The organism is Microbacterium sp. 05T445 (assembly GCF_056395865.1).
In genome coordinates, this window is record NZ_JBFTKJ010000001.1 from 935,137 (window position 1) to 948,787 (window position 13,651).

12 protein-coding genes are annotated in these 13,651 nt (G+C 71.1%); 6 read left to right on the forward strand and 6 right to left on the reverse strand.

Annotated features, from left to right (window positions below; translation table 11 throughout):
- Nucleotides 1-14: 14 nt before the first annotated feature.
- Nucleotides 15-1,652: an FAD-dependent oxidoreductase gene (locus tag AC1DDU_RS04590; protein WP_477431565.1), complete on the reverse strand. Its 1,638-nt coding sequence runs from the start codon at nt 1,650-1,652 to the stop codon at nt 15-17.
- A 38-nt stretch (nt 1,653-1,690) separates the two neighbouring features.
- Complete coding sequence (locus tag AC1DDU_RS04595; RefSeq protein ID WP_477431567.1) at nt 1,691-2,035, reverse strand: UBP-type zinc finger domain-containing protein; 345 nt, start codon at nt 2,033-2,035, stop codon at nt 1,691-1,693.
- Between the two features lie 114 nt (nt 2,036-2,149).
- Between AC1DDU_RS04595 and AC1DDU_RS04600 the strand changes: the two genes are divergently transcribed.
- From AC1DDU_RS04600 to AC1DDU_RS04610, 3 genes are read left to right on the forward strand one after another with little or no spacing between them, the layout of a single operon-like run.
- Nucleotides 2,150-2,932, forward strand: coding sequence for an MBL fold metallo-hydrolase (locus AC1DDU_RS04600; RefSeq protein WP_477431569.1), 783 nt, complete (start codon nt 2,150-2,152; stop codon nt 2,930-2,932).
- A gap of 44 nt (nt 2,933-2,976) precedes the next feature.
- A complete protein-coding gene (locus tag AC1DDU_RS04605; RefSeq protein ID WP_477431571.1) occupies nt 2,977-4,218 on the forward strand; it encodes a flavin-dependent oxidoreductase in 1,242 nt (413 codons plus the stop codon).
- Nucleotides 4,215-4,691 (forward strand): MarR family winged helix-turn-helix transcriptional regulator, encoded by a 477-nt coding sequence (locus AC1DDU_RS04610; protein WP_477431573.1) that lies wholly within the window; start codon nt 4,215-4,217, stop codon nt 4,689-4,691. The genes AC1DDU_RS04605 and AC1DDU_RS04610 overlap by 4 nt, the downstream gene beginning before the upstream one ends.
- 66 nt (nt 4,692-4,757) lie before the next feature.
- Here AC1DDU_RS04610 and AC1DDU_RS04615 read toward each other — a convergent pair whose 3' ends face one another.
- Together AC1DDU_RS04615 and AC1DDU_RS04620 are read right to left on the reverse strand one after the other, a co-directional pair.
- The gene (locus AC1DDU_RS04615; protein ID WP_477431575.1) at nt 4,758-6,224 is read right to left on the reverse strand and encodes an APC family permease; all 1,467 of its coding nucleotides are present in this window, start codon (nt 6,222-6,224) and stop codon (nt 4,758-4,760) included.
- A 119-nt stretch (nt 6,225-6,343) separates the two neighbouring features.
- Entirely contained in the window at nt 6,344-6,754 is a 411-nt protein-coding gene (locus tag AC1DDU_RS04620) for an MmcQ/YjbR family DNA-binding protein (protein WP_477431577.1), read from the reverse strand.
- 89 nt (nt 6,755-6,843) lie between these two features.
- Between AC1DDU_RS04620 and AC1DDU_RS04625 the strand changes: the two genes are divergently transcribed.
- Both AC1DDU_RS04625 and AC1DDU_RS04630 read left to right on the forward strand, forming a co-directional pair.
- The gene (locus AC1DDU_RS04625; RefSeq protein ID WP_477431579.1) at nt 6,844-7,830 is read left to right on the forward strand and encodes an epimerase; all 987 of its coding nucleotides are present in this window, start codon (nt 6,844-6,846) and stop codon (nt 7,828-7,830) included.
- Nucleotides 7,827-8,597: a class I SAM-dependent methyltransferase gene (locus tag AC1DDU_RS04630; protein ID WP_477431580.1), complete on the forward strand. Its 771-nt coding sequence runs from the start codon at nt 7,827-7,829 to the stop codon at nt 8,595-8,597. The genes AC1DDU_RS04625 and AC1DDU_RS04630 overlap by 4 nt, the downstream gene beginning before the upstream one ends.
- A 36-nt stretch (nt 8,598-8,633) precedes the next feature.
- On the opposite strand, the gene AC1DDU_RS04635 is transcribed toward AC1DDU_RS04630, so the two are convergent.
- Complete coding sequence (locus AC1DDU_RS04635) at nt 8,634-9,653, reverse strand: alpha/beta hydrolase fold domain-containing protein (RefSeq protein WP_477431582.1); 1,020 nt, start codon at nt 9,651-9,653, stop codon at nt 8,634-8,636.
- Nucleotides 9,654-9,812: 159 nt separating this feature from the next.
- On the opposite strand from AC1DDU_RS04635, the gene AC1DDU_RS04640 reads away from it, so the two are divergent.
- Nucleotides 9,813-12,167, forward strand: a complete 2,355-nt coding sequence (locus tag AC1DDU_RS04640; RefSeq protein WP_477431584.1) for a sulfatase-like hydrolase/transferase — start codon at nt 9,813-9,815, stop codon at nt 12,165-12,167.
- Nucleotides 12,168-12,259: 92 nt separating this feature from the next.
- Here AC1DDU_RS04640 and AC1DDU_RS04645 read toward each other — a convergent pair whose 3' ends face one another.
- Complete coding sequence (locus AC1DDU_RS04645) at nt 12,260-13,585, reverse strand: D-arabinono-1,4-lactone oxidase (RefSeq protein ID WP_477431586.1); 1,326 nt, start codon at nt 13,583-13,585, stop codon at nt 12,260-12,262.
- Nucleotides 13,586-13,651: the final 66 nt, after the last annotated feature.

The following is a 13,651-nucleotide window of genomic DNA, read 5'->3' on the forward strand; positions in this document are numbered from 1 at the left end:
ACCCCCGTGGGTTCTCAGCGGATGTCGGCGAGAGCGCGATGCACCGACGCCACGGCGCTGGAGCCCTCGCCCACCGCCGCCGCGACGCGCTTCATCGATCCGCGACGCACGTCGCCCGCCGCGAAGATGCGGGGCACGGAGGTCTCGAACGGCAGCGGTTCGCGACCCAGGCCCTGCCAGCGCTCGAGCGATTGCATCGACACGTCGGTGCCGGTGCGGAGGAACCCGTCGGCGTCGCGATCGAGCTCGGCGAGCCAGGACGTCGCAGGCTCGGCGCCGATGAAGCAGAACAGCCCGCGCGCCGCGACGTCGCCGACCGAGTCGATGCTCACGCTCTCGAGGGATGGACCTCCGCCGAGTGCGACGACCCGCGACTGCGTGTGCACGTCGATCCGCGGGTCCTCCAGCAGCCGATCCACGAGGTACGACGACATGCGGCCGCCGAGGTCGGCGCCGCGCACGACGAGGTGCACCGGGCATCCGTTCGCCGCGAGGTACAGCGACGCCTGTCCGGCCGAGTTCGCGCCGCCGACGACCACCACCGGGGACTCGAACACCTGCCGCAGCTCCAGCGGCGTCGCCGCGTAGTAGATGCCCGCGCCCTCGAACTCGTTCCAGCGGTCCAGATCGAGCGTGCGGTATGCGGCCCCCGAGGTCACGATCGCCGTGCGGGCGCGGATGACGCGGCCGTCGGTGAGCGTGACGTCGAGGTCGTTCCCCGCCGGCCGCAGGTCGGCCGCCTCGCACGGCGCGTACACCCGGACGCCGAACTTGAGCGCCTGGAGCGATGCCTGCCCGATGAGGTCGCCCCCGCTCACGCCGAACGGGAACCCGAGGAAGTTCTCGATGCGCGACGTCGCCGCGGCCTGTCCGCCCGGGGCGACGGCATCCAGCAGCACCGTGCTCAGCCCTTCGGACGCGCCGTAGATGGCCGCGGCAAGTCCGGCCGGCCCGCCACCGACGACGACCAGGTCCACCACCTCGTCCGCACGCGCCTGGTAGCTGAGCCCGAGCCGCTCGGCGACGATGCCGGGCGTCGCGTTCTTCACCGGCTCGCCCTGGATGAACGCGACCGGCAGGTCGTCCAGGCCGATGCCGTGCTCGCCGAGCGTCCAGAGGTCTCCCGGTGCCAGCTCGATCGCGGTGTGCACGAGGTCGACCCGATCGGCGAAGCGGCGCAGCGCGAGGAAGTCGCGGGACGATCGCGGCCCCACGAGCTTGAGGGTGAGCGCCGCGGGCCCGCGCCGCAGGATCTCCCGTCGCGCCCACAGCGCGTGCAGGATGATGTCGCACAGCTCGTCGTCCTCGGCCATGAGCACGCGCAGGCGCGACCGGCTCACGCGCCGCATCCGCCCCGCCGTCGCCGCGCGCGCCGTCAGGAACGCGCCCTGACCGTTGAGCAGCCCCAGCTCGCCGACGAAGCTGCGCGGACCCATGACGCCGATGCGGGTCTCCTCGACCCACCCGAAGGCGACGCGGACGAGCTCCACCTCGCCGGTCTCGACCAGGATCAGGTCGTAGTCCTGATCGCCGGCGCGGAACAGATGCTCGCCTTCGGCGACGTCGTGCACCTCACCGAAGGCGAGCAGCCTGTGCCACTGCTCGTCGGTGAGCGCCGGCTTCATCATGCGCTCGAACTCGCTCGGCTTCATCGCAGAACCTCCCGCCGCGTCATCCGCCCGCCCATGGATCAGTGGATCAGCTGCCGCCAGTCGGCGGGCACCCGCCCGGCGGGCCCGGGCGAGGGCTGGGTCACCGGCCGCGACTGCGGTGGCGCGAGCGGGGGCCCCTCGATGTAGTCCTGCGCGACGTAGTCCCAGAACCAGTCCTCGCCCGGCTCGAAGCTGCGCACGTACCTGTGGCCCGTGTCGTGGAAATGCGCCGTGGCGTGCTGGGCGGGCGAGGTGTCGCAGCACCGCACCCGGCCGCACACGCCGCATCGGCGCAGGTGCACCCACCAGCCGCCCACCTCGTCGCAGTCGGCACAGCCCGCACCCGAGGGCGGGATGGTCGGATCGATCTGGTCCAGGCTCATCCGCCTGCCTCTCGTCGCACGCGTTCCGTCGGTGCGATGCTAGCCCGCCGCGCGGCGAGCAGGCCCGAGCGGCGGGGAATCGGTCTCGCACGGCACCTTGGGCAGGATGGGGTGATGCGAGAGATGATCGAGGTCGCCGACGGCGTGTTCGTCGCCACCAGCCGCATCATGTCGACGACGTCGACGGTGCTCGTGGGTGAGGGGGACGCGCTGCTGATCGACCCGTCGTGGCGTCCGGACGAGCTCGAGGGACTCGCCGACGCGCTGGACGCGCGCGCCCTCCGCGTCGTCGGCGGAATCGCCACGCACGCGCACCACGACCACCTGCTGTGGCATCCGCGGTTCGGCGACGCGCGCCGCTTCGCGTCGACGGCGACGGCGGCGCTGGCCCGCGACGAGCGTGAGGCGCTGGTCGCGCACCTGGGTGAGGACTTCCCCGCGCCGCTGGTCGCGCTGATGGGGCGGGTGGAGGGGACGGATGCCGCGCTCCCCGCCGACGCGGTGCCCGCGGGGTTCGCTCCCGAACTCGTGGTGCACGACGGGCACGCCCCCGGCCACACCGCGGTGTGGCTTCCGCATCAGAGGGTGCTCGTCGCCGGCGACATGCTGAGCGACATCGAGCTGCCGCTCCCCTACGAACCCCAGAACATCCCCGCCTACCTCGCGGCGCTGGACCTCCTCGCCGGGTTCGCTGCGCACGCGGACGTCGTGATCCCCGGCCACGGTGCTCCCGGCCGGGATGCCGTCGCCCGCGTGGACGCCGACCGCCGGTACCTGGACGCCGTCCTGGCCGGACGTACGCCGGACGATCCGCGCCTGGCGAACCCCGGCATGTCCGAGGTGCACGACGATCTGGTGCGTCTCGTGGCTGCCGCTGGACAACCGGGTAGTTCATAGACAAAACTAAGTGAGCCTCATCGCGTCCGACGAAGGAGTCTCATATGCGCATCGCCATCGCCGGCGCCGGGATCGGCGGCCTCGCCGCCGCCCTCAGCCTGGAGGCCGCCGGCTTCCGCGACATCACGGTCTACGAGCGCGCCTCGCAGATCCGCGGACTCGGCGTCGGGATCAACCTCCTCCCGCACGCGATGCGCGAGCTCACCGAACTCGGTCTCGACGAGCGGATCGCCGCCCTCGGCGTGGCGCCGTCGACCCTCGCGTACTACAACCGCTTCGGCCAGCCGATCTGGAGCGAGCCGCGCGGGCTCGAGGCCGGCTACCACTGGCCGCAGCTGTCGGTGCATCGCGGCCGGCTGCAGCTGACGCTGCTCGACGCGGTCCGCGAACGGCTCGGCGACGTCGTCCGGCTCGACCATCGCCTCTCCGCGGTGGTCGACGAAGGCGACGTCGTGACGGCCCGATTCGCCACCGCCGTGGGCCCGGTGGACGTCGAAGCCGACGTGCTCGTCGGGGCCGACGGCATCCACTCCGCCCTCCGCGCGCTGCGCTATCCCGCGGACGGCGACCCGGCGTGGAGCGGACTGACGCTGTGGCGGGGCACCGCCGTGGTGCCGACGTTCCTCGACGGCCGCACCATGATCATGGCCGGCGACGGCGACCAGAAGTTCGTCGCGTACCCGCTCGCCGCTGCCGGCGCCGACGGACGTCAGCGGGTGAACTTCATCGCGGAGCGCCGCGGTGCGGGATCGCCCGACGCCGATTGGAACCGCGCGGTCGACCCGGCGCCGATCGTCGAGCTGTTCCGCGACTGGACGTACGAGTGGCTCGACGTCCCCGCCGCGATCGCATCGGCCGACGAGATCCTGGAGTACCCCATGGTCGACCGCGACGCGCTGCCGCGGTGGTCGTTCGGCCGCACCACCCTGCTCGGCGACGCCGCGCATGCGATGTACCCGAACGGCTCGAACGGGGGGTCGCAGGCGATCATCGACGCGCGCACGCTGGCGTACCAGCTGGCCTCCGCGGGCTCCGTCGAGCAGGCTCTCACCGCGTACGACGGGGCACGGCGTCCGGCGACAGCGCGGCTCCTCGACATGACGCGCCAGACCGGGCCCGAGCGGGTGATGCTCATCGCACGGGAGCGCGCACCCGAGGGGTTCGCCGACATCCACGACGTCATCCCCGCCGACGAACTCGCGCAGATCGCCGCGGACTACAAGCGCGCCGCCGGGTTCCACCCCGACGCGCTCAACGAGCGGTCGTCGCTCACGGTGCGCCCGTGAGGTTCGACGGCACACGGCTCACCGCCGTCATCTCGCCGCTGCGGCGGACGCTGCTGGCCGCCGCCCGGGAACGCGAGGGCCTTCCCGACATCCCCGACGCGCAGATCGAGATCCTCCGGGCGCTCCCACGCGGCACGGTCTCGTCGCCGGGTGAACTCGCCTCGTCGCTGGGCCTCGGGCGCTCCACCGTGAGCAACCTCCTCGCCGCGATGGAACGGGCCGGCCTCATCACCCGCCGCACGCGCACCGACGACGGTCGCCGGGTCGACGTCGCCGCCTCCGGCGCCGCGCTGGAGTACTTCGACCGGTTCGATGCGGCATCCGAGGCGATCATGGCCGACGTCTCCGCCGCGCTCACCGCCGACCAGCTGGCCGCGCTCGAACAGGCCGTGCCGGTGCTCGAGCACCTGCGCGATGCGCTCGTCGCGCTGCGCCGGGGCGCGGCATCCGCGATCCCGGCCCGCGCGTCGTGATCGCGCCGGCACGACCGACGCCCCCGCGGTGCAGAGGCACGGCGGGGGCGTCGGAACGAGCGGATGCTACGCCTTGAAGTCCTCGGGGACCTCCAGCGGGCGACGCGTGAAGTACGTCTCCTTCGCCTTGCGGTAGAACAGCGCCAGCGGGATCACGCCGACCACGATGAGTCCCAGGCCGAGGATGTTCACCGCGAGCTCGTTGTTCGGGATCGCCATCACGAAGATGTAGAGCATGAACACGGCCCCCGCGAAGGGCCACAGGCCGATCAGCAGGAAGTTCTTGACGGATCTGAAGAGCACCTTGCGGAACCCGATCACGACCGCGAACCCGGCCAGCGAATAGTAGAACGCGATCTGCAGGCCGATCGACGAGATCGCCCAGCCGAGGATCTGGCCGACACTGTCGCCGAACACGTTCGCGAGCACGAACAGCAGCAGCGACACGACGACCACCACGAGGGTCGCGAACACCGGCGTCTTCCAGCGGCGGTTGATGCGGCCGAACGAGAACGGGATGACGCGCGAGCGGCCCATCGCGAACAGCGTGCGGCTGACCTGGACGAGCGTGGTCTCGAGCGTCGCGATGGTCGACAGCGCGACCGCCACGATGAGGATCTTGCCGCCGATGCCCGGCATGATCGCGTCGCCGAGCACGCCGAGCACGTTCGCGGCGTTCTCCTCGATGGTCGCGCCCGGGAGCATCACGAGCGTCAGGGACGTGTAGATCTCGAACAGGATGAACACGATGATGATGCCGAGGATGCCGGCGAGGCCGGTCGTCTTGTGCGCGTTCTTCGTCTCCTCACCGAGGTTGGCCGTGACGTCCCAGCCCCAGTAGTAGAAGGCGGCGATGAGCGCGGCCGAGACGAAGACGCCCGCGCTGGTGAGGTGGCCGAAGCCGAACCAGTCCCACGAGAACGCCTCGCCCGGGTGGACGGTCGCGATCGCCCGCGGGATCGCGATCGCCGCGAACACGACGAGGATACCGACCTCGATGACCGACATGATCCACTGCGCGCGCTCGGTGGTGTGCACGCCGAAGATCACCGCGGCCGCCATGACGAGGAACCAGCCGGCGCCGACGATCGTGACCAGCAGGGTGTTGTCGGCCTGCTCGGGGGCGAACAGCGACACCGTCATGGCACCCGCCGGCAGCGCGCCGGCGACCATGAAGATCGTCGCCGAGATCACCACCGCCCAGCCGGCGAAGAAGCCCAGCAGCGGGTGCAGTCCGCGCGCGACCCACGAGAAGGAGGCGCCGGCGTGGCTGTCGACGCGCGCGAGGTAGCTGAAGGCGAAGGCGATGCCGAGCATCGGGATGCCGCACCACAGCAGGGCGGCCGGGGCGCCGACGCCTGCGGCGCCGATCAGCAGCGCGGTGCTGGCGGCGATCGAGTACGCCGGAGCGCTGCCGGCGACCGCCATGAGGGTCGATCCGGGCTTGGAGACGCCGCCGGATTGGAGCGCGTGCTCCTCGTATTCGACCGCGCGCTGAAGAGACGTGTCCGTCTCGATGTGGTTATGCGTCATTGCATCCCTGTCGTTCGGGTTGTGGGAAGGACAGAGGGACGCTAACACCCGCGACCCCGAATACATAGGGTTCAGAATGATTTTGTTGCGGCGTGACGCTGCGCCGGTGATCCGGCGCCTCAGGCCGGCCGGATCGCCGCCCCGTCGACGCCGTCGTCGAACGCCCGGCGCAGGTACTTCGGAGCCTGCGTGCGCCAGGCCTCGGTCACCAGTTCGGCGAGGTGCTCGTCGTCGACACCGGCCATCCGGAACGCGACCTTGGGCTCTCCCCAGCTCGTGGTCGCACGCAGGAAGACGTCGGGCGCCATCTCCCGGAGGGCGAGCGCATCGATGGCGTCGGCGACTTTGACCCCGACCACGAGCTCGGAGGCGATGATCGCCCTCATATCGTCCGGGATGCTCGGCCAGGGGTGGCACTCCCAGGCGTAGAGCTTGCCGCGCACGAACCACGCGGCGCCGCCCGTCATCGCCCGCTCCTCGCTGCCGGGCAGCACGTTCGCGGTGCGCCGCAGATCGTCGAGCGTGGACATGGAGCGAGCGTAGACCGTGCCTCCGACAGCGGGCTCCGGCGTCGTCGATCCATTTCTGAACATGTTCAAAAAGGTGGTACTGTCGCGGCATGAGTGAGAATCACCCGGTCGCGGTGATCGCCGGCGGCTCCGGGTTCGTCGGTCGCGCGGTCGCCGATGCGTTCGCGGCGGACGGCTACGAGCTGCGCCTCATCGGCCGCGACGGGCCGATCCGCTGGGCCGATGCCGACGGCGTGCAGCGGGTCGTGGATGGTGCGGACGTCCTCGTCAACCTCGCCGGCGCATCCGTCAACCGTCGCTACACCGACCGCAACCGCAGGACGATCCTCGACTCCCGGATCGACACGACCCGCATGCTCCGCGAGGCGGTCGCTGGTGCGACGCATCCGCCGCGCGTGTGGCTGAACGCCTCGACGGCGACCATCTACCGCCACGCCATGGACCGGCCCCAGACCGAGGCCGACGGCGAGATCGGCGCCGGGTTCTCGGTCGACGTCGCGACCTCGTGGGAACGCGAGTTCTTCGCCGGCACGCTTCCCGGCACGCGTCGTGCCGCGCTGCGCATGGCGATCGTGCTGGGCGACGGGCCGGCGACACGGATGCTGCTGACACTCGCCCGCGGTGGGCTGGGCGGGACGCAGTTCGACGGGTGGTGCCCGCCGCACCGCCGGTATCGCGGGATCGGCGACCATCCCACCGGCCCCGACCGCGCTCCCTGGCACCGTACCGGCGGTCGCCAGAGGTTCAGCTGGGTGCACCTCGACGACGCGGTCGCCGCCATCCGGTTCATCCGCGATCACGGCGAGCTCGCCGGCCCGATCAACGTCGCCTCGCCGCATCCTGCCGACAACCGCACGCTGATGCGCACCCTGCGGCGCGTCGTCGGGGCACCCGTCGGCCTGCCGGCGAGGCGATGGATGCTGGAGCCGGCCATGTGGGCCCTGCGCACCGAGCCCGAGCTGGTGCTGAAGAGCCGGTGGGTGCTGCCGGCATCCCTCCTCGATGCCGGCTTCCCCTTCACGCACCCCGACCTCGAGGCCGCGCTCGTCGACATCGCCCACGGGGCGAGCGCATGACCGCCGTCACCGCCGCTCGCGCGGTCGCCGGGTGCCTCGCCGTCTCACGCGACGACGCGCTGTACGACCAGGGCGAGGTGCGGCGGCTGTTCGACCGGATGGCGGCGTCCTACGACCGCATGAACCTGGTGATGTCGCTCGGCTTCTCCGCCCTCTGGCGACGACAGGCACTCGCGCTGGTCGATCGCGCGCCCACGCCGGTGAGGGTCCTCGACCTCATGAGCGGCCGGGGCGAGACCTGGTCCGAGATCGTGCGGCGCTTCCCCGGAGCTCGGATCACCGCCGTCGACTTCTCGGAGGGGATGTCGGCGCAGGCCGACGCCCGCAACCGCGCGGCGCACGACGGCGACGTGGCGGTCCTCTGCGAGGACGCGCTGCGCACGTCGATCGCCGACGGATCGATCGACGTCGTCGTGAGCGCGTACGGGCTGAAGACGTTCGACGCGGCGCAGTCCGAGCGGCTGGCCGACGAGGTCGCGCGCGTCCTCCGGCCCGGCGGATCCTTCGTCTTCGTCGACGTCACCGAACCGCCGTCCCGCCTGCTGCGGGCCGCATACCGGCTCTACCTCCGCTGCATCGTGCCGGTGGCCGGCATCCTGCTCCTGTCCGATCCGACGGAGTACCGGATGCTGCACCGCTACCTCGCCGCCTACGGCGACGGCCGCCGCTCCGTCGACGCCTTCACGGCGCACGGCGCGCTGCGAGTCACCACGCGGCGACACTTCTTCGGCTGCGCCACGAGCGTGTACGGTCGCCGCGCGGACTGACCGGGACGCGCCGGCTCCGCGACGCCGGGCGCGCGATCACGGTTCGACGGGACCCGCGGGAACGCTCGGCAGCGGTCGTTCGCGGACCGTCCTTTCGAGGAAGTCGGTGACCCGCTTCATCATCGGCACGGTCGTCCAGTCCTTCTCCTCCCCCGGCTTCACCGCGATCTCGCCGTGACCCGCGCCGTCGACGATGCACCATGTGCTGTCGGCGCCGGCCGCACGCAGCGCGCGATGCAGGATGCCGGTCTGCACCGGCGAGACGATCCGGTCGTCGCTGCCGTGGAACAGCAGGAATGCCGGGGCCGCGGCCGAGACGTGGGACACCGGATCGGCGGCGCGGAGTCGCGCCTCGTCGTCGTCGACGTGGCGGGCGTCGGGTCCCTGCGCGTAGCGGGCGATCGAGTCGCCCGGCTCCGCGACCTTCGCGACCATGGCATCGTCGAACCCCTCGGCGACCCGGTCCAGCGCCGAGGCGCCGAACATGTCGACGACCGCGAGGATCGCCGGATCGTCGGTGCCATCCGCGCCGACGCCGACCATGGCGGCGAGGTAGCCGCCCGCCGACTCGCCCCACAGCGCGATGCGCCCCGGGTCGATGCCGTACTCGTCGGCATGCCTGCGCAGATGGTCGATCGCCGCCCGCACGTCGGACATGCCGTCGACGTAGGTGGCGGCATCCATCGTCGTCCGGTACTCGACGCTCGCGACGACGTAGCCCGCCTCGGCGACGCGCCGGCGCAGGCGCCTGCCCCCGAGCCGGATCGCGCGCACGAAGCCGCCACCGGGGAGGTACACCACCAGCGGCAGCGGCCCGGCGGCCTCCGGGCGGACCAGGTCCAGCCGCAGCCGGCGGAGCGAACCGTCGGGCCGCGTCCGGCGGGCGTACTCGACGCCGTTCCTCGATCGCAGTCCGCGCGCCCGCGGCAGCTGGTCGCGGCGATCGGCGGCGATGCGGATGCCGCCCGTGTCGTCGAACGCGGCGGGCCGCGTCGACACCGCGATCGGCCGGCCGAACAGCGCGGCGATCTTGATCGCGAGCGTGGGAGTGTTCACCGTGCCATCTCATCGCACCCGTCGAGGAGCCGCCAGACTCGCGAACGATGCGCCGAAGCGTCTGCCCGTCGACGGGCGCGCGCGGCGTCCCTTTCGGGGATCCCCCTAGGCTGGCGACCGGGCGCGCGCGAACGCGCCGCCGGGAGTTGGGAGATTTGCATGTCCGATGAGCTTCAGCGTTCCAGTCTGCCGATCCCCGATCTGGCGTACACGGGGACTGTGACGTACGACGCCACCGACCCCGACACCCACTACCCGCCGATCACCCCGGTGCGCCCGCCGCAGGGCGCGCCCAACGTGCTCGTCATCCTCATCGACGACACCGGGTTCGGGGCGTCGAGCGCCTTCGGCGGGCCGGTGCAGACGCCGAACTTCGAGCGCGTCGCCGCGGCCGGCCTCAAGTACACGCGGTTCCACACGACGGCCCTCTGCTCCCCCACGCGCGCTGCCCTGCTGAGCGGTCGCAACCACCACACCGTCGGCATGGGCGGCATCACCGAGATCGCGACATCCGCCCCCGGCTACAGCTCCGTGCGCCCGAACAACTGCGCGCCGCTCGCCGAGACACTCAAGCTGAACGGGTACAACACCGCCCAGTTCGGCAAGTGCCACGAGGTCCCGGTGTGGCAGGCGAGTGCGATCGGCCCGTTCGACGGCTGGCCGACGCCGGGCAACGGGTTCGAGTACTTCTACGGATTCATCGGCGGCGAGACCAACCAGTGGTACCCCGCGATCTACGAGAACACCACGCCGGTCGAGCCGTGGGGCACGCCCGAGCAGGGGTACCACTTCATGGGCGACATGACCGACAAGGCGATCGCATGGACGCGGGAGCAGAAGATGCTGGCGCCCGACGTGCCCGCCTTCACCTACTTCGCTCCGGGCGCCACCCACGCCCCGCACCACGTTCCCGCGGAGTGGGCCGACAAGTACAAGGGTCGGTTCGATCAGGGCTGGGACGAGGTCCGCAAAGAGACCTTCGCGCGCCAGCTCGAGCTCGGTGTCATCCCCGCCGATGCCGTGCTCACCGAGCGCAGCCCCGGCATCCCCGCGTGGGATGAGATGAGCGACCTCATCAAGCCCGCACTCGCACGGCAGATGGAGGTCTACGCGGGCTTCCTCGCCTACGCCGACCACCACGTTGGGCGCCTGCTGGACGCGTACGAGGAGCTCGGCATCCTCGACGACACGCTCGTCTACGTCATCATCGGCGACAACGGCGCGAGCGCCGAGGGGTCGATGCACGGCACGACGAACGAGGGCTTCACGATCAACCACATGAACGAGATCGAGACCGAGCAGTACGTCGCAGACCACATCGACGACATCGGCACCCCGCGCTCGTACAACCACTACGCGGTGGGCTGGGCGCACGCGATGGACACGCCCTATCAATGGACGAAGCAGGTCGCGAGCCACTGGGGCGGAACCCGCAACGGCACGATCGTGAGCTGGCCCAACGGCGGGGTGGAGAAGGGCGGGATCCGCAATCAGTTCGCCCACGTCATCGACGTCGCGCCGACCGTCCTCGAGGCGGCCGGCATCCCGGAGCCGACGAGTGTCAACGGCGTGACGCAGCGCCCGTACGAGGGCACCGCGATGAATTACACGTTCGCCGATGCCGATGCCGAGGAGCGCCACGTCACCCAGTACTTCGAGATGGTCGGCAACCGCGCGATCTACCACAAGGGCTGGACGGCCGTCGCGAAGCACAAGGACCCGTGGCTCGGCTCCGACCACGGGCTCGACGAGGACCGCTGGGAGCTCTACAACGTCGACGAGGACTGGACCCAGTCCAACGACCTCGCCGAGCAGGAGCCCGCGAAGCTCGCCCACCTGCAGCAGCTCTTCCTCATCCAGGCGGCGCGGTTCAACGTGCTGCCGCTCGACATCCGCACCGCCGAGCGGTTCAACCCCGACCTCGCGGGGCGTCCCGTCCTCTCGCTGGGCGACTCGCAGAAGTTCTACCCCGGCATGCGGCGACTGAGCGAGAACACCACGATCAACATCAAGAACAAGTCGTGGACCGTCACGGCGAAGGTGACGATCCCGGATGCCGGAGCCGATGGCGTGCTCATCGCCCAGGGCGGCGCCTACGGCGGCTGGTCGTTCTACGCGACCGCCGGAAAGCTCGCATTCGCGTACAACCTGCTGGGCATCAGCGTGGACATCGTGCGTTCGGACGAGACGGTGCCGTCGGGACCCCAGGAGGTGCGGGCCCACTTCCAGTACGACGGCGGAGGGCTGGGCAAGGGCGGCACCGTGACGCTCTTCGCTGGTGATCACCGGATCGGCGAGGGCCGGATCGAGAAGACCATTCCGTTCCAGTTCACCTTCGACGAGACCGTCGACGTCGGCTGCGACCTCGCGTCGCCGGTCTCCACCGACTACGCCGCGCAGGGCAACGCATTCACCGGCGCGATCGACTGGGTGCGCATCGACCTCGGCGACGACGACCATTCCCACCTCATCGACGACGACCACAAGTTCGCGGTCGCGATGATGAAGCAATAGCCGCCCGAATCCGCGGGGCGGCGGATACGCCGCTCCGCGGCGCGGCGACCACCGAGCTCGATCGCTGTGCCGTGAGAGCGACCGCGTGCAGGTCAGGCGCCGAGCACGCGCAGGAGGTAGTCGTTGGCGAAGACTCCTTCGGGATCGAGGTCGGCTCGAAGATCGACGAAGCCCCCGAATCGCGGATACACCCCCGCCAGATCGGCGGCCTCGCGCCAGTGCATCTTGCCCCAGTGCGGCCTTCCTCCTCGGGCCCGCATGATCTGCTCGACGGCGCGGAAGTACGACTCGGGGTCCTCGCCGGCCACGCGATGCACCGCGATGTAGGCGGAGGCGCGCTGATACGCGGTCGACATCCACAGGTCGTCCGCCGCCGCGAAGCGCACCTCGACGGGGAACGAGATGCGCCATCCCTCTTCCGCGATCACCGCCTGCACCTCCGCGAAGGCGTCCACGACCTGGTCCGCGGGAATGGCGTACTCCATCTCGGTGAAGCGCACGGTGCGTCGCGTGGCGAACACGCTCGAGGAGACGTCCGAGAACGACCGGCTGCCCGACAGACGCGCGGCCGCACGGTTCATCGCAGGCACGCCGCCCGGCGCGACGCGGCCGATCGCCGAGGTCGCACGGAACACCCCGTTGGCCATGAGCGTCTCGTCGAACCAGCGCCGCACCGCGGGGATCGGCGCGCGCCCGTCGCCTGCCGCGACCCGGGTGTTCGACTTCGTCAAGGCCAGGTCCGTGTGCGGGAACCAGAAGAACTCGAAATGGTCGCTGCCGCTCACCCGCTCGTCGAGCGACTCGAGCACGGCCTCGAGCGGTTCGGTCTTCTCGCTCGCCCGCAGATCGAACGCGTCCACGCAGCGGATCGTGACCTCGACGAGGATCCCCAGTGCGCCCAGGCCGAGCGCCACCGCAGGCAGCAGTTCGGGGCTGTGGTGCTCGTCCACGCGAAGCAGCTCGCCCCGCCCGGTGACCAGAACCACCCCGATGATCTGCGCGGCGATCCCCCGGAAGCCCGCACCCGTGCCGTGCGTGCCTGTGGAGACCGCCCCCGCGATCGACTGTGTATCGATGTCGCCCAGGTTCTCCATCGCGAGGCCGTAGGGCGCCAGGAGTGCCGGGATCGCGTGCAGCCGCGTCCCCGCGCCGAGCGTCACCGCGCGGGCGTCCCGGTCGACCGCGAGAAGTCCGCTCACCCCATCGAGGGTCATGAGGATGTCGTCTGCCTGGGCGATCGCGGTGAAGCTGTGCCCCGCCCCCACCGCCTTCACTCGACGACCGGCCGCGGCCGCCTCCCGCACCGCGTCGCGCACCTCCTCGGCCGAGGTCGGGGCGACCACCGAGCGCGGATGCGCGCGGACGGTGCGGCCCCAGTTCTCCCACGCCCGGGTGGTGGTCGCTGTCGTCGTCGTCATTGGAGGGCCTTCTCGTCGCCTCGGTGCACGGGAAGCCGGGCCGAGGTACGGCCGTCTGCGTCGACG